This is a genomic window from Dysgonomonas gadei ATCC BAA-286, from assembly GCF_000213555.1.
GTDB classification, from domain to species: Bacteria; Bacteroidota; Bacteroidia; order Bacteroidales; family Dysgonomonadaceae; genus Dysgonomonas; species Dysgonomonas gadei.
Window position 1 is genome coordinate 1 of sequence record NZ_GL891980.1, and the last position, 25292, is coordinate 25292.

The 25292-nt window shown below is 38.5% G+C and carries 19 protein-coding genes and 2 pseudogenes; 13 read left to right on the forward strand and 8 right to left on the reverse strand.

What is annotated here, in order from left to right:
- A pseudogene (locus tag HMPREF9455_RS03855) lies at nucleotides 1–415 on the forward strand (ATP-binding protein); the annotation flags it as partial.
- 65 nt (nucleotides 416–480) lie between these two features.
- Nucleotides 481–1926, forward strand: a pseudogene (locus HMPREF9455_RS03860) (glycoside hydrolase family 15 protein); the annotation flags it as partial.
- Nucleotides 1927–1995: 69 nt separating this feature from the next.
- Here the strand turns inward: HMPREF9455_RS03860 and HMPREF9455_RS03865 are convergent.
- From HMPREF9455_RS03865 to HMPREF9455_RS03895, 7 genes are all read right to left on the reverse strand, one after another.
- Complete coding sequence (locus HMPREF9455_RS03865; protein ID WP_006798294.1) at nucleotides 1996–2616, reverse strand: class I SAM-dependent methyltransferase; 621 nt, start codon at nucleotides 2614–2616, stop codon at nucleotides 1996–1998.
- Between the two features lie 16 nt (nucleotides 2617–2632).
- The gene (locus HMPREF9455_RS03870; protein WP_245532164.1) at nucleotides 2633–3547 is read right to left on the reverse strand and encodes a phospholipase A; all 915 of its coding nucleotides are present in this window, start codon (nucleotides 3545–3547) and stop codon (nucleotides 2633–2635) included.
- Between the two features lie 68 nt (nucleotides 3548–3615).
- A complete protein-coding gene (locus tag HMPREF9455_RS03875; protein ID WP_006798296.1) occupies nucleotides 3616–3804 on the reverse strand; it encodes a YgaP family membrane protein in 189 nt (62 codons plus the stop codon).
- A gap of 2 nt (nucleotides 3805–3806) precedes the next feature.
- Nucleotides 3807–4118 carry a P-II family nitrogen regulator gene (locus HMPREF9455_RS03880; RefSeq protein ID WP_006798297.1) on the reverse strand — a complete coding sequence of 104 codons (312 nt, stop codon included), beginning with the start codon at nucleotides 4116–4118 and terminating at the stop codon, nucleotides 3807–3809.
- A 2-nt stretch (nucleotides 4119–4120) separates the two neighbouring features.
- A complete protein-coding gene (locus HMPREF9455_RS03885) occupies nucleotides 4121–7327 on the reverse strand; it encodes an efflux RND transporter permease subunit (protein ID WP_006798298.1) in 3207 nt (1068 codons plus the stop codon).
- A 4-nt stretch (nucleotides 7328–7331) separates the two neighbouring features.
- Nucleotides 7332–8414 (reverse strand): efflux RND transporter periplasmic adaptor subunit, encoded by a 1083-nt coding sequence (locus HMPREF9455_RS03890; RefSeq protein WP_006798299.1) that lies wholly within the window; start codon nucleotides 8412–8414, stop codon nucleotides 7332–7334.
- A gap of 22 nt (nucleotides 8415–8436) precedes the next feature.
- Nucleotides 8437–9747 carry a TolC family protein gene (locus tag HMPREF9455_RS03895; RefSeq protein ID WP_044215541.1) on the reverse strand — a complete coding sequence of 437 codons (1311 nt, stop codon included), beginning with the start codon at nucleotides 9745–9747 and terminating at the stop codon, nucleotides 8437–8439.
- A 191-nt stretch (nucleotides 9748–9938) separates the two neighbouring features.
- On the opposite strand from HMPREF9455_RS03895, the gene HMPREF9455_RS03900 reads away from it, so the two are divergent.
- The 3 genes from HMPREF9455_RS03900 to HMPREF9455_RS03910 are packed head-to-tail and all read left to right on the forward strand — an operon-like array spanning nucleotide 9939 to nucleotide 11032.
- Nucleotides 9939–10340, forward strand: a complete 402-nt coding sequence (locus tag HMPREF9455_RS03900; protein WP_006798301.1) for a DUF134 domain-containing protein — start codon at nucleotides 9939–9941, stop codon at nucleotides 10338–10340.
- On the forward strand, nucleotides 10341–10667 hold the full coding sequence (locus tag HMPREF9455_RS03905; protein WP_006798302.1) for a NifB/NifX family molybdenum-iron cluster-binding protein: 327 nt from the start codon (nucleotides 10341–10343) through the stop codon (nucleotides 10665–10667).
- Entirely contained in the window at nucleotides 10664–11032 is a 369-nt protein-coding gene (locus tag HMPREF9455_RS03910; RefSeq protein WP_006798303.1) for a NifB/NifX family molybdenum-iron cluster-binding protein, read from the forward strand. Before HMPREF9455_RS03905 ends, HMPREF9455_RS03910 begins: the two co-directional genes overlap by 4 nt.
- Nucleotides 11033–11086: 54 nt before the next feature.
- On the opposite strand, the gene HMPREF9455_RS03915 is transcribed toward HMPREF9455_RS03910, so the two are convergent.
- Complete coding sequence (locus HMPREF9455_RS03915; protein WP_006798304.1) at nucleotides 11087–12115, reverse strand: TQO small subunit DoxD; 1029 nt, start codon at nucleotides 12113–12115, stop codon at nucleotides 11087–11089.
- Nucleotides 12116–13037: 922 nt separating this feature from the next.
- Between HMPREF9455_RS03915 and HMPREF9455_RS03925 the strand changes: the two genes are divergently transcribed.
- The 8 genes from HMPREF9455_RS03925 to HMPREF9455_RS03960 all read left to right on the forward strand — a co-directional run bounded on the left by HMPREF9455_RS03925 (nucleotide 13038) and on the right by HMPREF9455_RS03960 (nucleotide 25115).
- The gene (locus tag HMPREF9455_RS03925; protein WP_006798305.1) at nucleotides 13038–14042 is read left to right on the forward strand and encodes a tyrosine-type recombinase/integrase; all 1005 of its coding nucleotides are present in this window, start codon (nucleotides 13038–13040) and stop codon (nucleotides 14040–14042) included.
- Nucleotides 14043–14404: 362 nt separating this feature from the next.
- Nucleotides 14405–14992, forward strand: coding sequence for a DUF3575 domain-containing protein (locus HMPREF9455_RS03930; protein ID WP_006798306.1), 588 nt, complete (start codon nucleotides 14405–14407; stop codon nucleotides 14990–14992).
- A gap of 6 nt (nucleotides 14993–14998) precedes the next feature.
- Nucleotides 14999–16471: a DUF3868 domain-containing protein gene (locus tag HMPREF9455_RS03935; protein WP_006798307.1), complete on the forward strand. Its 1473-nt coding sequence runs from the start codon at nucleotides 14999–15001 to the stop codon at nucleotides 16469–16471.
- Nucleotides 16472–16553: 82 nt separating this feature from the next.
- Nucleotides 16554–18215, forward strand: a complete 1662-nt coding sequence (locus tag HMPREF9455_RS03940) for an Mfa1 family fimbria major subunit (RefSeq protein WP_006798308.1) — start codon at nucleotides 16554–16556, stop codon at nucleotides 18213–18215.
- A 93-nt stretch (nucleotides 18216–18308) separates the two neighbouring features.
- Nucleotides 18309–19292: a FimB/Mfa2 family fimbrial subunit gene (locus HMPREF9455_RS03945; protein WP_006798309.1), complete on the forward strand. Its 984-nt coding sequence runs from the start codon at nucleotides 18309–18311 to the stop codon at nucleotides 19290–19292.
- Nucleotides 19293–19328: 36 nt separating this feature from the next.
- Nucleotides 19329–20639: a fimbrial protein gene (locus HMPREF9455_RS03950; protein WP_006798310.1), complete on the forward strand. Its 1311-nt coding sequence runs from the start codon at nucleotides 19329–19331 to the stop codon at nucleotides 20637–20639.
- 10 nt (nucleotides 20640–20649) lie between these two features.
- Nucleotides 20650–21591 carry a fimbrial protein gene (locus tag HMPREF9455_RS03955; RefSeq protein WP_006798311.1) on the forward strand — a complete coding sequence of 314 codons (942 nt, stop codon included), beginning with the start codon at nucleotides 20650–20652 and terminating at the stop codon, nucleotides 21589–21591.
- 47 nt (nucleotides 21592–21638) lie between these two features.
- Nucleotides 21639–25115, forward strand: a complete 3477-nt coding sequence (locus tag HMPREF9455_RS03960) for a T9SS type A sorting domain-containing protein (RefSeq protein ID WP_006798312.1) — start codon at nucleotides 21639–21641, stop codon at nucleotides 25113–25115.
- Nucleotides 25116–25292 lie beyond the last annotated feature (177 nt).

A 25292-nucleotide genomic window follows, 5' to 3' on the forward strand; every position in this document is an offset into this window, starting at 1 on the left:
CATATGTCCATAGGGCTGGGGATTAAGCTTGCCTGGAGGGCTATACGGTCTTTTTACTTCCGTACCGCGACTGCTTACACAAATCAGGGAATGCAGGTCTCAAAAAAGTCTCAGGCAGCTTGAAATGCGCTTCCAGAGATACGATATGGTCATCTGTGACGAGTTTGGATATGTCTCTTGTGATAAGGAAGGAGGAGAACTGCTCTTTAACCATCTGTCCCTAAGAGCCGGTAAGAGGTCTACAATCATTACAACAAATCTTGCTTTTGACAGATGGGGGGAAATAGTAAAGGATAAAGTTCTCGTGGCTGCCATGGTAGACAGACTCACGCATAAAGCATATCTTATCAATATGAATGGACAATCTTACAGAGTTAAAGAAACTAAAAAAATGTTACAATCTAATGAGGAATAAATATCTTTAACCAATCTCGTCCGAGACACTTAGTGGTATACTTTTCAATTACTAAGTGGACTACTTTTCAATTATATTATACACCTGTAATGAATTACGCCAGAGATTCAGTCATACATAAAAAGTTTACTGATTTTATAAGAACATTTTCTTTAGTAGATGGGACTGATAACATCTATTTATATTCAAGTATTGACTTTGATTCCATATTAAATCAAGAAGAAATTATTCTGGAGCAGGATCAGTACATGCTATTGTCGTATAGTCAGAAATTAGCAAATATAGATATCGACCGTGCTTATCTAGAATATCAGCGTACAAAAATTTACTGGTTGAACTGGAATAACCGTTCCCGAAAATTTGTAGAATATAATGACTATATCTGTCGTAGCTTGTTGGCTCTTAAATTGATGTGTTATGAGTCATCTGGAGCTATTATGGCAGCTCTGACCACCAGTATTCCGGAGACAATAGGTGAAGTCCGCAATTGGGATTATCGATTTTGTTGGATTCGTGATGCATCTATGTCTATAGAAACGCTCATAGAGCTTGGACATCATTCGACAGCGAAACGGTTTATGGCTTTTGTAAAGGATATATTGAAATCTAAATCAGATTCTTTACAAATTATGTATGGAATAGATGGTAGCCGTACGTTAAAAGAAGAGATATTACCTCATTTGGCAGGATATGAAAATTCCCAACCGGTAAGAATCGGCAATGCTGCATATTTTCAAAAGCAAAATGACACCTTCGGATATCTGATGGATGTTATACATAGCTATTATTTCCGTTTTCCAGGGACATTGGGCGAGTTGGAAGAGATGTGGGAAGTCGTAAAATCGATTATTAGAACAGTCTATATGGTTTGGCGAAATCCAGATCAGAGTATATGGGAGTTCCGTAACATCGAAAAGCATTTTGTCTTCTCTAAGGTAATGTGCTGGGTGGCTCTAGACAGAGCAATAGCGATAGCTAAACTTTTAAATCAGATCGACTATGTATCAGCATGGCAAAAAGAAGCGATGGCTATAAAAGAAGATGTGATGCTGAATGGATGGAACGATCAGATTCAAAGCTTTACTCAAGCCTATGACAATACGCATATGGATTCATCTTTACTTTTGATGGAACAGTATGGTTTCATAGATGCAGGTGATGATCGCTATATAAAAACGGTAAAGCGTATAAAAGATGAATTATATCATAATGGATTGATGTATCGATATAAAGTCGATGATGATTTTGGTTTACCGTCTTCTGCTTTTACTATCTGTACTTTTTGGCTAACTCGTGCATTGTTTATGATTGGTGAGAAAGAGGAGGCTAGAAAAATATTTGATCAGCTACTGACATATTCTAATCATCTGGGATTATTTAGTGAAGATCTGGATTTCGAAACCAAACGTATGCTGGGGAATTTTCCTCAGGCGTATTCCCATCTGGCGTTGATAGATACTGCTTTATTATTCTCAGAAGAACGAAAATATATTAATTTTATTAAACCTTAAGACTGAATCAGTAGAGTTTAATAAGCTATACAATAGAGGCACAGGTAATGAGAACCTGTGCCTTTGTTTTTATTTATATCTTTTCCCTACAAAGCGTATAACAGAAGCTTTCCCATTATGGCCTATACCTTCTGCCAGTTTTATTTCTTTTTCTTCTAAAAGATCGATCTCTAAAGAGCCAAAGATTGAGATAATTTCTTGCTTCGAATACATCATATCCACATGTGGAGGACCTCCAGCCATCGGGTTTTGTTGCTGGTATTTTACATGCTCTTTACTGAATCCTTCGATAATAATATACCCTCCAATTTTCAAAAAAGGTAATAATGATCTGTGATATTTTGTTTTTAACTGTTCCGGTAAGTGAACATAGGTAAGAGCGATTGCATCATAAGAGTCTACACTATAATTTTCATAGATGTCTTCGAAATCAATCACTTTGAATGAAATATCCACACTATTTTTTTGAGCCAAACGCAAGGCTTTCTCTTTAGCTTGCAGGCTTTGGTCGAAAGCGTCTACACTCCAGCCCCTTGTCGCTGCGTATACACCATTTCGTCCCTCTCCATCAGCCGGAAGAAGTATCTTTCCTATTGGAAGCGTATCGATGATTTGCTTGAAAAATAGATTCGGAGCTTCTCCATAGCGATATTCTTCCATATTGTAACTTTCGTCCCATTTATTATTCATAGTTATTCATTTTTAATTAATATGCACTGAAGAAATCGGGCTTTATGGTAAATCCTAACCTTACCTGATTTGTATATTTTTTGTAATTCAGCAACCCTTCTCCATAACCGGCATAATAATCCAAAGTTAGGTATTGGTTTGAATTTTTCGATACTCTAAATGATAAAGATGTGTGTAAATTAGGGTTTATAAACTTATCCCGTGGGATTATATTAAGACTGAACCACCATAAATTTTTACTATCAATATAATTAACCGAAAAGATACCATAACCTTTATAACGTAACAAATCTTTATTATTACCTCCATCCACATAAGGTAGATACACTTGAGCTTTAGCCGATAAGCGCATATTATAGAAATATTTGGCTGACAGATTCAGATAGTTCCAACTACGAGAATCTTCTCCTGCTTTTCCATTCGATTCATGTTCCAGAGAAACCATTACCGCTCCTTTCAGTTTGTTATTTTTGATAATGTAACGTCCGACTCCTATTCCGGGATTGTAATTCGTATCGCGGAAAGGGCTCGATTTGTCATAAATATCCCAGAATGACTTTTGAGAATAAATAATGTACAAAAACGAATTGAATGGCAAGACGCTTCTGGTAACTCTGTGGCGAATACTAAACTGGAAGAATGCATCCGCTGTTTTACGGGTTACCGATTTGTTTAAAGGGATTCCCGTTACCATATAATTATCCTTATACACCGCAAAAGGAGCCTGCTTGTCTAGTACAGACCTTACAAGGTCTTCTGAAACTTCAATCGGTCTATGTTTCAATACATTTATTGACTGCATCTCATTCAGATAGTTATTCCGAAGTGAAATACTATCTACCTGTAAGATCGTATTTTCTTGTGAGTAGACCCTGGGTATGTGTATAATGAGGATAAACAATACGATTATTATATAAAATATTGTTTTCATATCTAAAAAAGAGAGCAAAAGACGATTTCAGAATTCGGTTTTGCTCTCTCAGAAACTTATTAATCAATTCACCGTTTAATGTTTAATTTATCGAGCAGGATTTCCAACGGACAAAATTTAGTAAATGAAGACTGTATCAGATTCACTCCCACAAATGCAGGCAACAACAGCCATCCGATGGAAACAAAATAAGCCAACGAAATACCTATCAAAACCATTGTACCGGCTACTATACGGATAATATATTCACGTTTCATAATTAAATCAATTTAGAGAAGTTTTCTACATCAAGGACAAAAGCATGTACAGGAAAAGGATTATTCGTTTCAATATTACAACTGTCAATCTCTGTAATAGCCTTATCTGCAATTTCTTTTGAGACAAAGCTGAAAAGCATGATCGAATTGGTTTTAGCATTGCTGGCATTGGCTGCAAACCAACCCAAATTTTCCTCTTTTTTCTTATATCCGGTTATATCAGTCACGCTGAACCTTTTTATTCCGGCATCGTGGAGCAGGCTTGCCACCCGCTCCTGATATTCTTTTATGCTTAATACAACTAACAATTTCATAATCATTTTACTTTCTTTTTCAACATTTTGAAATACAACAATGGTACAACAATCAGCGTCAACACCGTAGACGTTATGGTTCCACCCATCAACGATATAGCCAGACCTTGAAATATAGGGTCGAACAGAATGACTATCGCACCGAGAACGACTCCTCCGGCAGTCAGGATAATTGGCGTTGTTCGCACAGCCCCTGCCTCGACAACAGCCTGTTTCAATGGTATGCCATCTTTTAGTCTAATATCTATAAAGTCAATCAGCAATACTGAATTTCGCACCATGATCCCGGCAAGAGCGATGAATCCTATCATCGACGGAGCACTAAAATAAGCTCCCATAATCCAATGCCCGAATATGATACCAATCAAGGATAACGGTATAGCTGCCAATTGTACCAAGGGTGTAATAAAGTTTTGAAACCAAGCCACAATCAGCACATAGATAATGATCAGTACAAATAGAAAAGCCAGCCCCAAATCACGGAATACCTCATATGTTATCTGCCATTCTCCATCCCACTTTAAGGAAAAGTTGTCTTCATACTTGGGTTGCTCACTATATTCTTCCGACAAAGTATATCCTTCGGGTAGTTTTACCTGCGATAACTTACCCGACACCTCGGTAATAGGATAAATAGGGCTTTCTAAACTTCCGGCAACCTCGGTTAATATATAAACCACTCGTTTTTGATCTTTGCGATGTACGCTCTTTTCTTTTTCTCCTTTAGTAATCTTCACTAAATCGCTAACAGGAATAGCTATGCCTTGCTGGTTCACAACTTTCATGCTTAATACATCTTCTATACTCGATTTCTCTTTTTCTGACAGTTGAAGTACAATACCTACTTGATTGACTGACGACGGTTGATGCAACACACCCACGGACATACCCGACAAAGCCGCTCTCATATTCTGAACCACTTGCGCATTCGGAATGCCCAATTTCATCGCTTTGTCTTTATCCACCTCAAATTTATATTCGGTCTGAGCATCTTCTACCGACCAATCCACATCGACTACATTGTCAGTTTGCGCCAACAGATCTTTCACCTGTTTGGCTACAGCTATTTGTTGTTCATAGTCAGGGCCATATACTTCGGCTGCAATGGTAGACATGACAGGAGGACCCGGAGGAACTTCCACCACTTTTACATTGGCATTGTATTTTTTACCGATAGCTTGCAAATCGGCACGCACCGATGTAGCTATATCATGACTCTGTTCACTACGTTCTCCTTTATCAACAAGGTTGACTTTTATATCGGCCACATTATCACCCATGCGCATATCATAATGGCGAACCAACCCGTTAAAGCTGATAGGAGCGGATGTTCCCACATAAGTTTGATAATTCGTTACCTTATCATTCCGACTGATATACACAGCTAATTCTTTAGCTACGGCGGCAGTACGTTCCAATGTCGTTCCCTCCGGCATATCTATCACTACTTGAAATTCATTCTTATTGTCGAAAGGCAACATTTTTACCGGAACAGATTTTGTATAAAACAACACAAACGATCCTAGTAAAACGACAGTTAAGCCAATCATAAATGTCCAGCGGCGTTTTCTGCTTTCCAAAAACGGTGTTACTATTTTAGCATATAATTTGTATATTTTCGTTTCGTGCAAATCTGTTTCTTTTTCTTCACTTTCGTGTTCTTCTCCTTTTTTATCTTTATGTCTTAAGAATAAATAGCCGAAATATGGAGTCAATGTCAGAGCTACCAGTAAAGAGAAAATCATGGCTATGGATGCACCTATAGGCATCGGACTCATATATGGACCCATCATTCCCGATACGAATGCCATGGGCAGTACGGCAGCGATAACAGTCAGCGTTGCCAAGATAGTCGGATTCCCTACCTCATTGATAGCATATAGCGCAGCTTGTAACGGTGGTAGTTTTTTCATCTTGAAGTGACGGTACATATTTTCCGCAATCACAATGGAGTCATCCACAACAATACCTGTAACAAACACCAAAGCAAACAGTGTAATACGATTGAGTGTATATCCCAAGAAGTAATAAGCAAAAAGAGTCAGGGCAAACGTTACAGGCACGGAAAGAAATACTACCAATCCGCCACGCCAGCCCATTGCCAACATCACAAACAGGGTTACTACCACAATGGCAATAGACAAGTGAAAAAGCAATTCGGATACTTTATGTGATGCCGTTTCTCCGTAGTTACGGGTAACGTCAACATGTATATCATTAGTGATAACATCTTTTTTCAGATGCTCTACTTTGTTGATCACTACCTCTGCCAGCTTCATGGCGTCTGCACCTTTTTTCTTAGCAATGGAAATAGTTACGGCAGAATAGTCATCGGGCATATCCGCTTTTTTATCGCCCGACGCAGCACCATATCCAAACGAAACATATTGTTTAGGGACTTCGGGGCCGTCTTCTACTTCTGCGATTTGATACAGATAGACCGGTTGATTATCATTTGTTCCGACAATCAGATTTTTCACTTCTTCCACATTGGTGAAAAAATTGCCTGTTTGCACTGAATAAACCATATCGCCTGTTACGATATTTCCGCTTTGCATTTGGGCATTGTTCGCTTGTAGAGTTTGGGTTATAGCTCCAAAGTCTAGTTTACTCTGTGCCATTTTATCCTTATCGAGCATGACCTTTACCTGACGGCTCTGTCCTCCTACAACATTGACTTGTGCTACATCCGGTATTTTCTTTATTTCGTTGCCAACCACTTCTGCTACCTGACGTATCTGATAATCGCCCATCTTATCACTCCAAAGAGTGAAAGCTAATGCAGGAACATCGTCTATGGCTCGCGATTTCACCAAAGGCATAGTTGCGCCTTGTGGCATACGATCCATATTCTTCATCATCTCATTGTAGAGCTTAACCAACGAACGCTCGACATCTTCACCCACAAAGAATTGTACAGTAAGCATACCCATACCATTCATAGAGGTAGAATATACATGCTCTACCCCTTTGATATTCGAAATGATCTTTTCGATAGGTTGTATTACTCCCGATTCTACTTCCTGAGGTGTTGCCCCGGGATAACCAATCATAATATCCGCCATCGGAACTTCTATTTGAGGCTCTTCTTCGCGCGGAATGAAATATATGCTGAACAGTCCTAAGAGCATAAAGGCAAACATGAGCAGGATACTCAATTTTGACTTGATAAACGCTCCGGCTATTTTTCCTGAAATTCCGTTTTCCATAATTTTACTTATTTACAGATACTTTTACTCCGTTATATAATTTGCCTTCGGCTTTAGATACAATTCTGTCATTTTGGCTCAAGCCGGAAAGTACTTCTACCTGATTGCCGATTGTCTTACCTAAACGTATCCAGCGAAGATTAGCTTGATTCTGATCGTCTATTACATATACTCCTGTCAGTTGGTCACGATAAACAATTGAGTTTTTATCCAACATAATTTTAGAAGAGATATCCTCTCCTGTTTTATTCGGTATCAAAATATTGACATACATGCCGGAGCGGATATTAGTTTTATCTTTTGCGTCGATAGCTAACTTCATCGAATATTGTCCCCCTGTACGGAATGCCGACGGACTAAGCTCCGATACTTTTCCATCAATAGTTGTGCCTAATGATTTCAACTCTATTTTGGCAACATCTCCTATTTTGACATACGGTATATAGTTTTCGGGAATGGATGCTACGATTTGTAATTCGCCACTCTGCTCAATCGTCAGAATAGGCATTCCCGGGTTTGCCATACTGCCTTCGTCCAGCATTTTTTGTGTTACCACTCCAGAGAATGGTGCGCGTATATTGGTGTAGGAAAGCATTGCATTTATTTCGTTCATCTGCTGGCGAGCCATCTGCACTTTGGCATTCATCGATGTGTTTTGCAAAGACACATCTTCGAGTTCCTTGTCTGATACACTGTTTTGGCTGCGCAGTGTTTTGAAACGCTCATAATCACGCTGCGCATTCTTTGACGCGGCTTCAGCTTCGGTAATCATAGCCTGTACCTGTGCTTTTTTTGCCAGAATATCATCGCTGCTAATAGATACGAGGAGTTGCCCTGACGCTACTTTGTCGCCTGGTTTCACATATATTTTGGTTATATAACCCATCATACGAGTGCTGATATTGGCCGTTTGCTTGGCTGTGACCTCACCACTAAGATAAAAGCCTTCGTTAGATGACTGAGTTGGAGTGTAAACTTCGACTTTCACTATGGTTCTATCTTTATCCTCGGGCTTGTTGGATGAAGAGCAGGAATAGAAAGCCGAGATACCTACTATTACTAAAAATACATTTCTTAAAGTTTTCATATCTATTTATAGGTTTTGTTTATTATTTCGTCTTTGATAAAAAATTGAGGTATGCCTCTGCGATATTATATGACATGATGGACTGTGATAGCAGGAGTTTCTGTTGCGAAAGTTGCGCTTGAGCCATCAACAGGTCAGTGGTGCTGGCTAAACCTTCATGATGGCGATTGGTTAGAATACGTAAGGCTTCGTCGGCTTGCCCTACACTTGTATTTTGCTTGTTTATCTCTATTTGCAAATCGGTCAGATCTCGCTTAGTTTTATTTAGCTCCAGTTCTTCTTTTTTGATGTGCAGATTGAGCTCTTCTTGCATTTTATCACGTTGAAATTGTGCAGACTTCATCTTACTCCGATTCTGATTGCCGGAAAATATTGTCCAGCTTAGATTTATACCTACCAAATAAGAATCATTACGGAATTTGAAGGCTTTAGAATCATTCAGTCCATACGAACCGAAAGCATTGATACGTGGCAGGAATGCCATTTGTGACGATTTTACCATCATATCAGTTGCATTCACAGCCTTGTTTAACGCCATTATATCGGAACGAAAAGATGAAAGTTCAGCGGCTTGATACAGGCTGATCTGTTGGGACAAGGAATCTGTTGTATACACTTCATCGTTAGCATCCTGTCCCATCAAAAGCCGTAGCCCGTCGGAAGCATTATGTATATTACTTTCAGCTTTTGCCAGGGCTGCCTCAATCGTATTCACCTGTACCTGAGCATTCAACACATCCGATTTTTGAACTAATCCTTGATTATAAAAATTGGAAACTGATTGATGTATTTGTTTCACATCATCTAATGATTTTTGAAGAATGTTTCGAGCCTGATACGACATTTGTAATTGAGTATATGCTTTTCGCACTTCAAACTCAATATATTCTTTAGTTCGTTCGACCTTATATTTATAGACTTCTTCGTTAGCTTTTGCCCCTTTCCGTGCATAAATCATGTCCATATTCAGCAATGGTAGCTTAGCCTCTACCTGCGTACTGTAATTTTGGCTGGCTCCCGGATTGTTTAGCTTGGCAGGATCGAAATCCATAGCTGTAACAGATTCTTGTTGTAGCAAAAAGCCAAATGCATTCAATGGATTATTGGTACTTAAAGCGGTATACCCTACCGTAATTTGAGGAAGGAATACGGCATCTGTTTGATGATAATTTGCATTCGCTACTTTGCCATCTAAATCGGAAATTTTCACATTACTGTTATTTTTCACTGCTATTTCTACAGCTTTATCAACGGTGATGTATGGTGAATTTTGCGCCTGGATAGAGAGGCCAAGCCAAATCACACTTAATGTAATAATTATCGCTCTTTTCATTTTTATCATGTTCTTTATTATCGTTTATTTTATTTTCCATTGGAAATATACAGCAAAGGAAAATAATATTTTCCAAAGAAACAAATTTCCATAGGAAAATATGTTATAATATTATTTATTATTTTATTGTGAACATATGTTCATAATAATATTATCTTTGAATGTTCTAAAACCGCAATCAAATAATATTTATGGCTCGAATAAAGAAAAAGAGGTTTGTACAAATGGCACCTTGTTATGGAGGATTTAAGCCATTCGGAGTACTTAACGAAAAACGTGGTAAAGTCATGATAAATATTGAAGAATACGAGGCCCTCAAACTATGTGATTATGAACATTTGACTCAAGCAGAAGCGGCAGAATTAATGAATATCTCACGCCCTACATTTACCCGTATTTATGAAAGTGTTCGATCTAAAATTGCACGGGCATTCATTGAAGGCTTAACCATTACTTATGAGGGAGGAGATAGCTTGATTGCAGAATGGTACAGGTGCGATAAATGCGAAATTATATTTACTCTAAAAAATATAGGTGGAAAGAGCTGTCCTCTTTGCAAGAGTAAAGAAATTACATTAAATAAATTTGAGTAGATGATTATTGCGATTTCAATAGATAAGGAAGACAATTTGGATCAGCCAGTTTCGGAAAACTTTGGACGTAGTCAATGGTTCTGTTTGTATAATACGGATACCAAGATAGTGCGGTTTATTGAAAATATAGCAGGGGCTGCAAAACAGAATGCGGGAATAAAAACTATAAATTTCTTACTTGAACTAAATGTTGATATTGTCGTATCAGGCCGTTTTGGTACAATAGCAACAGTACTGTTACGAGAAAAAAACATCCAGATAATCATTCCACAGAAAACAAAAATATTAAGTGAAATTATCAATCAATTAAAAAATCAAAAGTTATGAAAATTGCAATACCAACAAGAGCGAATGCTGTTGATGATCATTTCGGTCATTGTGAATCCTATTCTATATTTACCATCGGAGAGAATAAAGATATAGAAGGTACTGAGACATTAGCTTCTCCTCAGGGCTGCGGCTGCAAAAGTAATATTGCTTCGGTTCTACAAGACAAGGATGTAACAATTATGCTTGCCGGTAATATGGGAACAGGCGCATTAAATATCCTGACAAAACATGGGATAAAGGTATATCGTGGATGTTCCGGAAATGTAACAGAGCTAATCAATGACTTCTTAGACGGTAAAGTGACTGATTCGGGAGAGGGATGTAATCATCATGAGGAAGGCCATCAGTGTGAACATCACTAATACAAGAATGTAAAGAAAGTGTTAGTCTGCCGATAAGCAGACTAACACTTTTTATTAGTAAATAATTAGTTGAGACCATGTTATTCCACTAATATCAGTAAGGGTCAGTTTGTATTCACCCTTTTCTAAGACATGAAGACGCTCATCATCTATAGTCAATACGGCTTTGCTACCTAAAGGTATTACCAAACTGTGTTTTCCCGGAATAACTTTTGCAACGTAATAATTGCTGATGTTCGTCTCGGGAAACATCGATAATTCTGATCCGTTTTTATTGAAAATAGTATTACCGTCTTTATCCTTCAATTCAATACCAATCAGGAAAGAACCGTATACATCCGCTCCTTCTACCCTGAATATAGTAAAGGACAATTCCTTGTTTGTCAATTTAACATCTGATATCTCTACAATGGGTTTAACCGATTTGTTGTGAAGATTCCCCCATACTCCATTATGAAAATATTGATTTGTGAACAAAGTCATAAAGAATATAACGATCGTTCCCGAAATTGCTATTCGTTGTATCGTTTTCATATTTAAAGGGAGGGACCCAGATCCAATCCATGAAAATAACTTTAGTCTAGACTCCGGCATCTTTTTTTGTAAATAATTATCGAATGAATATTTCCCTCCACCAGTGAAAAACAGTGCAAATCCTGTGGATATGCCCAATATTCCGATCTGCCACTCATCCAGACATGTTGTCCCCAACCAACCCGAACCAAGTAAAATACCTGTTGCTAGAGATAATACGCCAATACTCATTAGCCGGGTCATTAGCCCGAGCATAATAAACAGTCCAACAATTGCTTCTATTATAGTAAAGATAACCATCGCCCACCAAAGAGTATCGGGATTAGATACTAGATATTCTATCATAGGTTTTATTCCTAGAGCATTTGGCAGGAAGTGGTTAAATTTTTCTCCGATATATCCCGAAACTTCGGGATCTAACTTGTTGTCAAGAATCAATCGTCGCCAAAAAGCAGAGAAGTAAGTCCACCCGACAACCAATCGGAGTGCTAGCGTGAAAGTCCCTGAAAGACTATATAGTTGAGATAATGCTTTATGATTCTTTTGCATAAGAAAGTTGTTTAATTATTAAATACTCGAATAAATGAGAAACCCAATAAAATGAATTTCATTTTATTGGTAATTTTAAAACATATTTTCGGGATTTAAATAATTAACTTTCGAAAGAGGAGAAAAATAGGAGCCTCTTTGTATATACTGCGGTTGAAATAGCCAATATGGGAAATGACTGAAGTGTTTGAATCAGAAGAGGGACTATCTGAATCTTTCCGTAAAAATTGAACTTTAATATTAAAATATTGTTTGCTTTTTTGCGATTCTTTATCCTTAGTTAATACAGCTAGGCATGCTTTGGAAGATTTGTAATTGTCAGTTTGAGCAGATGTATTCACCGGAATGTCCAATAATAATCTAACTTCCTGTTTAAGTGGGCAAGAAAGGCTTATGAGGATTGCCAATGGCAATAGAGCCAAATATGTGATAATACTTTTATACATCAACTCGAAAACTTGTACAAATAGAAAGTAAAACAAAGACGAAGCAACAATGTTTGTTTATTTTGTTTATTTTAAGATTCCGTATTCCTCTTTAATTACTTCGGAGTGTCTCCTATATAGCTTTGAAAATTATAATTTGAATGTATATTTAGAATATGACTGTCTGCCATTTATAAACAAATGTCTATCCTTAGTTATTTTATTCTATCCCATAAATCCTAATTAGTAATTATCAATAGTTACCTCATTATTTTTTCTATAAGTTAAAGATGCTTCTTTCATATATGACCTAATCTTATGATAAGTAAGGATATTTATCTATTCTGAGATCACTACAAATATATTATCACTTTCTTTTTGATTCAATAAGGCATTACTTATATATATCCTACGATATAATTTGAGTTAAATGTTTGTTTTAGAGAATACGATAATTGCTAATCTTTGTATGTCTAAAATTGTAAAATATTATTTATATGAAAAAAAAGAAAATTCTTTTAAATAAGAATTCGGTGTTAATAGCTTTTCGGAAAACCCTCGAAATGAAAAAGCTGAGTGGTCGATATCACACGGTTGCGAACTATGTGAGCTTTATTAATAAATTAAGTCTGTATCTTGGGAAACAAAGCGAATCTTTTTCTCTATATGAGCTAAACAAAGGGTGGGTTGAATCATATATTGAATGGCTACATGAAAGACATCCGGATAAACCCCAAACTGTAGATTTCTATTTTAGAGGACTCCGCTCCTTATTTAACGCTACAATTAAGACCAAAGAATATGCCGATCTTAATATTATAAATCCATTTATTGGATTGTATGTGAAGAAAGGATTAACGCCTAAAAGAGCACTTTCCGTAAAAATGTTGTCGAAACTGCTAAATCCGGAATTAGGTTCATCTCTAACCGTTAGTCAAAGAGAATCCTTGGATATATTATTGGTAAGCCTATATTGTAGAGGTATGGTTTTTCATGATATATATAACCTCAGGTGGGATATGATTAACGATTTCTGGCAAATTGAATACCGACGAAGTAAAACGGGACAATTTATCTGTCTATCCGTTCCTAAAGAAGGACAAGAAATAATGTTACGATATAAGAAAAACAATAATTTGTATGTTTTCCCTTTCCTCAGAGAAAAAAAAAATAAAACTGTATTATGTGAGAAATCGGCATTAAGACGAATCAACCGGCATGCTTTAATTATTGGTAAAACACTTAATTTGCCATGCAAATTAACGACTTATGTTATGCGACATAGTTGGGCTACATTAATGTTAGAAGCTGGAAAATCGGTTGAAATAATTAGCCAATGTATGGGGCATACTTCAATAAGAACAACACAAATATATTTATCGTCTATTTCAATAACAAAGGTAGATAGGGAAGTGAATGATATGCTGAATCGTTTTGTTCGATTGGGTAAGAAGGGAAAAGAAAAATACCCGAAAGATCTTTGTGCTTCAGTAATTCCATAAGACTCTTTCTTTGTGAGAAAGAGTTTTCCAACTGTGTCTTAAATATTTGCAGCAAAGATAATTATATTTTTTTAAGATTCAATAATCATTGTCGATATTTATTTAGTATCAATTATTTCTATCTCCCAAACATGATATATTAAACTATATTTTGTCCATAATTCACATCCTTCCACACCCGATTTTACCCAATAATAAGGTGCTAAAATAATATAATACATTCTTAGACAAATTCATAAGTTTTATATTCTCAGAATATAAGACTTCGCTATAAACGAAATATACAGTTAAGATGAAGAAGTCTCTTTCTCACAAAGAAAGAGACTTCTTGCCGTAAAACACTTTAACAATTGAATTTAAAGATGAATTTAAGCAATCAATTAAACAAAGGTTACGTCGTCATTTTAATCTTTATTTGTTTTTTTCAGCAAGCCCATGCTCAAGAGATTGCAATAAAGACGAATCTGGCTTATTGGGCTACAACAACACCTAACCTGGGTATGGAGTTCGCTTTAGGCAAAAAAAGTACGCTTGAAATCAGTGGAGGTGTAAACCCTTTTGAATTCTCAGATAATAAGAGGTTCAAGCATTGGCTTGTCCAACCGGAATACCGCTGGTGGTTCTGTGAAGCCTTTAACGGACATTTCCTTGGTATCCACGCCCATGGAGCACAATTCAATGTTGGAGGATGGGATATTCCTCTCGGCAGGCTGGATGTCTTTAAGGACAAGCGTTATGAAGGCTACCTCTATGGTGCTGGTATCAGCTACGGCTACCAATGGGTATTAACCAATCGTTGGAACTTTGAGTTCAATATCGGAGCCGGATACGCCCGTATCCATTATGATGAATACCCCTGTAAAGATTGCGGAACCAAGCAGGATGAAGGTAATTATAACTATTGGGGGATAACTAGAGTCGAGCTGTCATTTATTTACTTTATAAAATAGGATGCGATGAAGAGAAATATACTACAAACAATATTAACCGTGATACTGGCAGGAGGATTTTTCCCCGCAGTTTATTCCCAACCGCAACCTGAAAATTTTAAAGTATCCTCCCATCGTATTGCAAAGGGAGGTAATCAGGTATACGTTTCAATAGATTTGGATCTGGATGAAATGAAGGTGAAAAGCAATGAGATGGTTATCCTGACCCCTATCCTGCAATCGAATGAGCCTGACGGAGATTCTTTATTCCTTCCCCCTATAGCTATAACGGGTGGGGTGCGGAATAAAATTGTCAACCGTAAGCAAAATCTGGGAAACCACGATCAACTTCCTTTTGAAACGAAACCACAAACCATCTTAAAACGTAAAAACAACACATCCCAGTCAGTAAATTATAATACCTCAGTGGCTTACAGACCGTGGATGGATAATGCCTCCCTTACAATTCAAAAAATTGTATCCGGATGCGCCAACTGCTATGACCGGACGGAAGATCAGTTAATCGTTCAGAACATCCTGCCAAAGCGTGATCCGGCAACTTACAGGTTGACATTTATCATGCCTGAGGCAGAACCTGTCAAAGCACGCAGCGACCGTCACACAGCGACTTTCAATTATCATGTAGACCGTTATGAGCTGTTGAGGGATTACAGGAACAACGGTGACCAATTTGAAGAAGTGGACAGGATTATAGGCGAAATTAGAGATAACAGTGACCTTGATATAACCGAATTTACCATTGTCGGGTATGCCTCACCTGAAGGCAGTTTTGAGCATAACCGCATACTGGCGCAAAACAGGGCTAACTCCTTTGCTCATTACCTGGTCTCCAAATTTAGTGTGTCGCGCGACAAATTTAGCGTTGAAGGCAAAGGTGAAGACTGGGAAGGTCTGCGTAAAGCCATTTCTGTTTCCTTTCTGGCAGACAAACAAAATATTCTGAATATCATTGACAAAGTTCGAAATCCTGATGCACGGGATGCAGATCTGTTAAAACTTTCAGACGGAGACACCTATAAAACACTGCTTAATAATTATTATCCGCTTTTAAGACGCACGGAATACACCGTAGCTTATGAGGTACGTGCCTTTAATGTGGAAGAAGCAAAACAAATAATAAAGAAAAATCCGAAACTTCTCAGCCTTAACGAAATGTACCTGGTGGCAGAAAGTTACCCATCGAACAGCAAAGAGTTCCGCGAAGTGTTCGATATCGCCGTCAGGTTATATCCCGAGAGTGAAATCGCTATTGTGAACTCAGCAGGAGCGGATATTGAGAGTAAGAATTACGATGCAGCTATTGAACGTCTAAAAAGGATAGAAGATAAACCAATCGCATGGAATAATCTTGGGGTTGCTTATATGCTGAAAGGTGATACAAAAAAAGCGAAAGAGTATTTTGAGAAATCGGCAAACAGGGGCGATAAAGATGCAAAAGCTAATCTTGAAATCCTACAAATCGTAGATCAAGACAATTGACTCATTTTACTGAAAGAAACAATTATTTTTTACAAAACAATAAGATTATAGTCTGCAATATTTTTAATTTAAATTGAACAAAATGAAAGTAACTAAACTATTTTTAGCTGCTGCCCTAGCCCTTGGACTGGGTGTAACCGCATGCAGCAATGATGATGACAATTCATCGCCAGGTGGAGAAGAGAAAGGTAACACGAATGTGAGTGTTACATTGAAAATGTCCCAGAATTCTTCAGGGTTGAGAGCAACGAAATCCTTGCCTGAAGATTACAACAATATTGGGGAATGGGCCGGAAAAGATGATATAAAAACCGTAGCTGTTTACCTCATAGACGGATCATCGGTTACCTCAAAATCGCTTGAGGTCGGAGCTAGTGGCTCAGGGAAAGATTATGAAAAAATCATAAACGGTAATGACATAACACTGGTTCCCAAAACACAAAATGCCGCAATCAAGACTACAGCCGGAACTAAGAAAGTATATGTCCTGGTAAACGGAACAACAGAAGTCGTAAATACGCTGGCAAAAACTCCGGTGGCTGAGTTTGAAGATGCTTACACCCAGGCGGCCTTGTATCTGGCCAACTCGGGTGCCGGAACATTTACTAATACATCTGCGGATAAACTGGCTGTAAAAAATGGGACGACAGATGAAACAATCGTCATGACCAATGTTGAGCCTAAAACAATAGATGTGGAAGCCAATGTTACAGACACCGAAACGTTAGCCACAACTTCACCTAAAAACCGCGTTAGCTTGGAAGTAGAAAGAGCTGTCGCTAGGGTTATGGTTTCTACTCAGGCTTTGACTTACACCGTACCTTCAGCGGGAGGTTCACCCCTGGGTGTGATATCCGATATCAACTGGGTACTGGCACAAGGTGAAAGTTCTTTGTATATCCAACGTAAAGCAGACTGGGCTACACCTTACTATTCATGGGTTCCCGCTTCAGATGCAGCCTTCTGGGGAACTGATGTCACAGGAAGCAGTTCTAAATACGACTATTCGGGTTTGTTTGAAAACTATGACTCTGCTAACCAGTTCGGAGGAACTGCCGTTAAAACAATGACTGACTATGCAACCGATCCTTATGGACAAGTAACCGCAGAGTTGAATTCCGAGTTGTCGGGTAAATTTATCCTACCAAACACACACGCTTATGCTGCAGGTGCTACTTCCAGCTATAAAAAAGGAAATACAGCCTATGTGCTTATCCGTGCCAAATTCACACCTGCGGCTGCGGCATTTGCAGACGGTGAAACGTATACTCCAAATGCCGACTTCTTCGTGGGTGAAAACGGTAAGTTCTATACTACTGCCGAAAACGCACAGGATCCAGCTAAAGGCGGTTCTGTAAATCAAAAAGTCGCCAGATACGTAAAAGGTAAAGTTCTGTATTATGCATGGGTAAATCCGGATGAAGTTCCGGCATGGTATAATTCTCCGGTTATAAGAAATAACGTATACCATATCCACATTACAGGATTCAGAAATCTGGGAACAAACTGGAACCCGTTATTCCCTGAAGATCCGAATAATCCTAAAGGTTCTGAAGACCCTTCTAATCCAGGAACGAACCTACCTCTAAATCCGGATCCGAAACCAAGTGTGCCGGGATACGAAGAACCGGAGAATCCGATTAAACCGACTGATCCGTTAACTACTCCTGAAACATGGATGAGCGTGGATGTGAAAGTTCTTCCTTGGACGCTTCACTCGTATTCTGTATCTCCGGGGATTTAATCCTCAAAAATAAAAAACAATAACTTCGGTAGGGAGCCGTATTTCCCTACCGATTATTCAAATCAAACATTAAATTAATAAAAAGTACAAGGGATGAAGAATTTACGAATCTGGATAATAATGGTATTGTTCGCGACAGGGGCTCTTTTCTGGGGTTGCGATTCCCTTATCTACGATGACCTGAAAGATTGCCCTCAGGGTGTTTATGTAAAATTCTACTCCAAGACCCCGTGTGTAGACGATTCCCTGTTTATAGGGAACGTATCCTCACTAACCGTATTTGCATTCGATCAGGAAGGCAAGCTTTCAGCTACAGTACAACAACAACAGGATGTAACCTTGGATCGTGACTATGAAGTGCTTGTTCCCGTATCTGACGGAAATTATTCATTTATAGCATGGGCCGGGATAAATGATAAATTCAAAAAAAATACATTCACTCCTGGAATAACCACCAAAGAGGATGTGATGATGACTATTAACTCAACAAATAATATAGCGACCACTCTTACTTCTACAGGACGTATATGGCATGGTGAAAGCCCGGTCGTTTTTTTACCCAATCCGGAAGAATACGGCTCGTTATATAAACATACAGCAGTAAATCTGAGGGAACTGACCAACAGGGTCAAGATAATCGTCGAGTTCGATAATGCTACGATGAAAACATATGATCCTACAAAATTGAATGTAGCCGTTTCATCGGCTAACGGTACGGTACGTATAAACGGTACGATGCCTATGAATACTCCGGTACTGACCTATCCGTCGATAGAGACCAAACTGGAAGGAAATACAGGTGAATGGAATTATACCATGCTGGACCTTACTACCGGTTACAGCAACAAACTGAATATTACCTATACAGGAAACGATAAGGAAGAAACCGTCTTTGACGGTGACCTGATTGCTAGCATCCTGTTAAGGGCTGTAGACAAGGGTGTAAACCTCGACTGTGAAAATGACTTTACAATCAAATTCCTGATCAAGGATTATTGTGCCGAGTGCTGGACTCACTTCAGTTGCGCCATTTATGTCAACAACTGGCTTGTTCATAGCTATAGCACTGATTTATAAATTTAAGCCTGCCGGGCTTGAATAATCCAAACGATTATGATATTAAAAATACGATATATACTCTTACTCTGTCTGCCGGTTCTGCTTGTGGCTTGTGACTCTTTTATCTATGAAAATCAGGATGAAACAGACAAGACAACCAAAGGACAGGAGGTATACTTATCTGTAACCAGGGCGCAGGCAGCCGATACGGAAACAATCAATGAAGATGCAGCAGATTATGAAGATCGCGTACACGATCTAGCCTTGCTGGTCTTCGATTCATCGACAGGAGAAAAGATCTCTGAATATTTCGATGAAGCAATACCCTTTACCGATAAGGAAAAAACCTTTACCGTAAAGCTGACCACAGGACAGCGTGATTTTTATTTTGTGGCCAATATGCCGATGGCAGAATTGAAGGTGATAGCTACAAAGTCATTGATGGATAGCTACATGTCTGCTTTCCGCGATATGGATACAGACCTGTATCTTTCAGCCGCAGAAAGTAAGGGCTTCCCGATGTCCAGAACATATCTGAACCAAACAGTAAGTGAAGGTGGAAACATCTACCAGCCGAAGCCTTTCCGACCTGTTGTGGACGGGACAGAAGAAAACCGGGTGAAATTAATCCGTGCTGTCGCCAAACTCGAAGTCGTAATAGAGGGAGCATCTATAGGTTCCGGTGTCAAGAACATTTATTATAAAAATGCATATCGTCAGTTCGGGCTCATACCGGATATGTATCCTGCAACTGTAGGGTATTATGAAGATAAGCTGTTAAAAAAAGTGGGTAATTCATACCTGTACTATATGCCGGAAGCCATGATGATGAATACAAATCCTGTCTGGTCAGTATCAGATCATAAACCGGTCAACTACTTCAGGATTGAAACCCTTAACGGAAAATTCTACGACATACCTGTCATTACAGACGACCGCACCATCACCGACACGGATTATCTGGCCTTTGCCACCGGTCAAAATACGGATAAGCCCGACTATAACATCTACAGAAACAGGCATTACTACTATGTTATCAAAAAATTGCAAACGATAGAAATTATTTATACCATCGATCCGTGGACAGTTAAGAAAAGTGCAACTTATATGGGTTACGGATACAATGTGAACGTTGACGATGACGGGAATGTAACAATCGATAATACGATAGAAGTTTGTGATCCGCATCATGTCATACTGAAAGCTATAAACGGATGTACTTTCTCAGACGATGCATTGACTAAAGACTTTATAAAGACAAGTCCTACTGACAAAGAAGATTATACACTGATAAATATTCCTCAATCCGGGAATTATCTGGAAGTATATTACAATGGGATTCTGGTAAAGACATTCAGTAAATAAATAAAAGAATATGAAAATATATATATACATAATAGGCTTCTTAAGTCTGCTGTTCACCGGTTGTTCAGGTGATGACGACCCTGTGGCTGGCAGTATGGATAATGAAAAAATAATACTCTCTTTTCAAATAAACAATTTCGTTAAAGGGAGTCTGAAAGCAGCTACTGACAATGGCTCTGCCGCTGAACAGACAATTGATAACCTGTATGTGTTTTTATTTCCTACATCAGGGGCACAGACATTTAAATCTTATTACATATCCTCGGCGACCTTTACCGGAGGATCATGGAGTAATGCAGATAGAAAAGTTTTGCTAGACCTCACTCAGTCGGAGGCTGGCAGTAGAGACGTTTATATTATAGCTAACTGTTCCGGCATAAAAACATCACTCGACGCAGTCACTTCAATAGCCGGATTACAATCCGTTTTACAATCAAGTGACACGCCTTGGTCTGCGACGCTAACGACTCCTATCTTGATGTCGGGCAATAAGACACACGATTTTAATTCGAATTACCAGCTTAGCAGTATTCCTCTGATTCGGGCTGTGGCCAAAGTACAACTCAACATAAGCTTGACAGCAGAGCACCGGGGAACACTATTGTCGGGGGAAGGCGCTGCCCAATATAAATACAGGCTTATCGATTTCGATAAGAATACCTATGTACTGAAACCGGCATCGAAAACCGATAACTTGGCCAGTTCACACACTTGGGTGAATTGGAACGATGTTATATCATCTTACACGCTGGATGCAGGCAAAGTAATAAGCCTCACCCTGACTACTTATCTGAACGAACGGGATAATGGAGGAACAAGCATAGAGCTCAGCCTACCTTATTTTGATGGAGGATTCCTGCCGCCACCCGAATTTGGAGACGAGACCTACAAATTGCAACTGCCGGTAAAAATAGAACGTAACAATTGGTATATCTATGATGTGGAAATATAATAATAAAATCAAGACCAGATAGATCTTGTATAAATAAAAGAATGAATATGACCAATCACTACAAACATATAAGAATTCAATTACTTTCAATATTATTTATTAGTTGCTTTTTCTGTGTATCTTCGCTCAAAGCACAATTTACAATTACCGAAAATTTTAAAGGAAGTTCTGTTGGCAGTAATATTATCTTGGGTGGAAATCCGAAAGCATATCTCACATCTGGTAACCCGGATCCGATAAACCAAGGTTGGCTCCGATTAACAAAAGATGATAACTCACAGCAGGGATATGCTTATATAAACAATTCTTTTCCAAGTACATTAGGTGCATATATAGAGTTTGAGTATAAGACTTGGCGTAGTAAATCAGGGAGCGCTGATGGTATTTGTATTTTTTTATTTGATGCTGATACTCCTACATTTAGGATTGGAGCATTTGGTGGATCATTAGGATATGCAGCAAGTACTTTGGGTGGTTATACACCTGGTCTTGCTGGTGCTTACCTTGGCGTAGGATTGGATGAATTCGGCAATTTTGCATCAAATGAAGAGGGGAAAGATGGTCCGGGTTATAGAGCAAATGCAATTACGCTAAGGGGCCCCGAAGCTCCTAAAAACAGTACGAATCCACCATATAGATTCTTGACAAGTCAAACAGTTGGAAATAGCTATGGTGGAAATATCGCTTATGCTACTCAAACTTCTAATAGACCAACTGATTTACAGTTTTACAGAAGAGTGAGGATTTATATTGAACCGGAAGCTAATCAATACCGAATTAGAGTACAGTGGACTACAACTCCTAATGGAACTTTTACCGAACTTATAAACTATCTGACAGAAGACGTTCCTCCGGCGAAGCTTAAACTCGGATTCTCAGCTTCTACAGGCGCATCTGTCAATTATCATGAGATACGAAATATTCTTATTACTACCCCCGGAGATGTCCTTGTACAAAAGAGTGTAAATATGGAAAATTCTTCTCAAAGCGGAGAATTAACCTATACTGTAAATGTGATTAACAATTCGACCTCAACATTGCCCGGCTTAGTATTAAACGATGTAATAAAGGACGGTAATGGTAATAATATTATATACGGCAGTACATTTTCTATCAATAGCGTTACTTTCAACAATGATGGCAATGCAGGTAATACCGCAGTTGGCTTTACCAGTGGAACAGATGTCACCTGGAATAAAAATTCATTATCGGCAACCATGACATTGGCTCCTAACAGTACAGGTACTTTTATAATTAAAGGGAAATTAAATGGAATTCCGGCAGGAGGAAAAATAGTTAATAATGCAGATATTATTCCTCCCGAAATACCAGGTTTAAACGATGATAAAACAAATAATTACTCCACGGTTAGTACTACCGTATATAATCCAAATTTGGACCTTAGTATAGAAAAGAATGCGGATAACGATGGTGTTGCCCAAGCAACCGGAAACACCTTTACTATAACAGTGACTAATCTAAGCGGAAATAATAAAGTCGCAGGTAACACAGTTACTGTAACAGACGCCATTCCTGATGGTCTGATTGTAACTGATTATACCGGTAAATCAGGTGGACTTGCATCCAATGGGTGGATAGCTTCTGTTAATGGAAATACATATACATTTAAGCGTACAGATGCTTTGAATGCATTGTTTTCATATCCGGCAATTCATATCAAGGTAAATGCCAATAATCCTACTGCACAATTGAATAAATGGACAAATATAGCAACGGTTCAATACAACGACGATACAAATCCGGATAACAACTCAGCCAGTGCAACATTGAAATGGTACAACTATTGGTATGGTACGACTGATACTGATTGGGCCAAACAAGTAAATTGGACTGCAAACTTTGTGCCTGCTGAAGGAGAAAATATAGAATTTGCAACAAATACAAATAACGGAATAACCGGTACGGGAAACGGAAAAGGAACAGCCATCAGGGATCTGCATCTTGACAAAGACCGCATAATCGGCGATCTTATCAATAATTCTGATGTAAACTTAGTTATTACAACAGAGAATAAACTGATAATCAATGGAACGGTTAACGACAATAACTCAGACAATGGGACTATTATCGTAAAGTCTAATCCTGATAAAGCATCCGGCACATTACTTTTTTCAGATCCTTCAAAGAACCAGCAGGTAAATGCTACTGTCGAATTTTATAATAAAGCTTACGAATGTGCCACCTGCGGGTTCTATAGAAGACAGTGGCAATATTTTGGCATCCCGGTACAATCTTCCGATTATCCTTACTTGAATCCGAAAGTTGAAACTGTCAATCAATGGGTAGAACCCTATAACGGCAACAAATGGCGTCCGGCGCCTTATACACCGGATACGGAATTGAAGGCCTTCAAAGGGTATGAAATAACCAATACGACAAATACATTACCCACACATATATATGGCTTTGAGGGTATATTGAATGTTGGAGACGCAATAATTGGTCTTACCAGAACCTCAAATGTGAATTATTCAGGCATGAACTTGGTCTCCAACTCATATACAGCGGCTATACCTATAACATCCGCAGCGATCGGTTTGGGTAGTGTACTGTTAAATGAAAATACCGTTTACCTGTTCAATATGGGAACGCGGGATCAATGGCGAAAGCTTAACGGAGGAAGTGCAGACGGGATTGCAGCAGGACAATATCAGGCTGTTCCATTCAACCTTGCTGGACAAGTCGGAATACCTGACAGGATATTATCTATGCATACATTTATGCTGAATGTAACAAGCCCGGGTAATATTACACTGCCATATGACCAGCTGGTAAAAAATGAATTGACTACCTCGACTGTCACCCCTTGGAAATCCGCTGAACTTAAAAGTAGTACAGCACAATTGCCTCATATTGTGATGGATGTTATCAGTAGTGGATCGGCTGACCGTGTCTGGCTCTTCGAAGAAGCTGATGCTAGCACTGGATTCGACAACGGTTGGGATGGCTATAAAATAAAAGAAGGAGACCTTATGCAAGCATATGTTTCAGGCGGTGACCAATCCGATTATCAGATAGCAACTGTTCCTCAAATGACGGGCACAACCATTGGTGTTAGCTCCGGACTGAATGAAACTTATTCTATTAATCTTTCGGTCGCAGCGGAGGTAGAATCCCGTAATTTATACCTGTATGACCTGTCTACGGGACGTAGTTATCCGATTGTTAATGACGCCGAATATGTAATTACAGGAATAAATGTATCTAATAACAGATTTAAGATTACTGTATCATCGTCCGGTTTGATTGAGGATAACACAAAGTCTGCCTTGATTAATATTTATGTTAGAAATAATGTCATAACCATAGATAATCAGAGTGGAGAAGATTGCACAGTTGAAGTTTATGATCTGACAGGAAGACTCATTGCCAATAAAAAAGCATTAAAAAAACAGTCTACAGAACTTACGGAGAGTAGTCAGTATAGGAATGGAGTTTACATTGTACGGGTTATCGGAAAAACGAGATCTATCAACAAGACTGACAGGGTTCTTTTAAAATAAATAATAAAATGCTGCCAACATCTTAATAGGCAGCAGTGTAGTTTTGTAAAGTTTGTGTTAAGTATGAACCGTGTGAGATGCGATATTTCGCGCGGTTTATAAATTATACCGATAAAATAAACATAAGGCGTAATGAATAATTTCTAACCATATGTTTGTGATATATAATCTTAGAAT

What these genes read in the sequence shown, in the direction of transcription:
- HMPREF9455_RS03865 (WP_006798294.1), bottom strand. Translation starts at nt 2,616, where the DNA reads ATGAATAATAAATGGGACGAAAGTTACAATATGGAAGAATATCGCTAT.
- HMPREF9455_RS03870 (WP_245532164.1), bottom strand. Translation starts at nt 3,547, where the DNA reads ATGAAAACAATATTTTATATAATAATCGTATTGTTTATCCTCATTATA.
- HMPREF9455_RS03875 (WP_006798296.1), bottom strand. Translation starts at nt 3,804, where the DNA reads ATGAAACGTGAATATATTATCCGTATAGTAGCCGGTACAATGGTTTTG.
- HMPREF9455_RS03880 (WP_006798297.1), bottom strand. Translation starts at nt 4,118, where the DNA reads ATGAAATTGTTAGTTGTATTAAGCATAAAAGAATATCAGGAGCGGGTG.
- HMPREF9455_RS03885 (WP_006798298.1), bottom strand. Translation starts at nt 7,327, where the DNA reads ATGGAAAACGGAATTTCAGGAAAAATAGCCGGAGCGTTTATCAAGTCA.
- HMPREF9455_RS03890 (WP_006798299.1), bottom strand. Translation starts at nt 8,414, where the DNA reads ATGAAAACTTTAAGAAATGTATTTTTAGTAATAGTAGGTATCTCGGCT.
- HMPREF9455_RS03895 (WP_044215541.1), bottom strand. Translation starts at nt 9,747, where the DNA reads ATGAAAAGAGCGATAATTATTACATTAAGTGTGATTTGGCTTGGCCTC.
- HMPREF9455_RS03900 (WP_006798301.1), top strand. Translation starts at nt 9,939, where the DNA reads ATGGCTCGAATAAAGAAAAAGAGGTTTGTACAAATGGCACCTTGTTAT.
- HMPREF9455_RS03905 (WP_006798302.1), top strand. Translation starts at nt 10,341, where the DNA reads ATGATTATTGCGATTTCAATAGATAAGGAAGACAATTTGGATCAGCCA.
- HMPREF9455_RS03910 (WP_006798303.1), top strand. Translation starts at nt 10,664, where the DNA reads ATGAAAATTGCAATACCAACAAGAGCGAATGCTGTTGATGATCATTTC.
- HMPREF9455_RS03915 (WP_006798304.1), bottom strand. Translation starts at nt 12,115, where the DNA reads ATGCAAAAGAATCATAAAGCATTATCTCAACTATATAGTCTTTCAGGG.
- HMPREF9455_RS03925 (WP_006798305.1), top strand. Translation starts at nt 13,038, where the DNA reads ATGAAAAAAAAGAAAATTCTTTTAAATAAGAATTCGGTGTTAATAGCT.
- HMPREF9455_RS03930 (WP_006798306.1), top strand. Translation starts at nt 14,405, where the DNA reads ATGAATTTAAGCAATCAATTAAACAAAGGTTACGTCGTCATTTTAATC.
- HMPREF9455_RS03935 (WP_006798307.1), top strand. Translation starts at nt 14,999, where the DNA reads ATGAAGAGAAATATACTACAAACAATATTAACCGTGATACTGGCAGGA.
- HMPREF9455_RS03940 (WP_006798308.1), top strand. Translation starts at nt 16,554, where the DNA reads ATGAAAGTAACTAAACTATTTTTAGCTGCTGCCCTAGCCCTTGGACTG.
- HMPREF9455_RS03945 (WP_006798309.1), top strand. Translation starts at nt 18,309, where the DNA reads ATGAAGAATTTACGAATCTGGATAATAATGGTATTGTTCGCGACAGGG.
- HMPREF9455_RS03950 (WP_006798310.1), top strand. Translation starts at nt 19,329, where the DNA reads ATGATATTAAAAATACGATATATACTCTTACTCTGTCTGCCGGTTCTG.
- HMPREF9455_RS03955 (WP_006798311.1), top strand. Translation starts at nt 20,650, where the DNA reads ATGAAAATATATATATACATAATAGGCTTCTTAAGTCTGCTGTTCACC.
- HMPREF9455_RS03960 (WP_006798312.1), top strand. Translation starts at nt 21,639, where the DNA reads ATGACCAATCACTACAAACATATAAGAATTCAATTACTTTCAATATTA.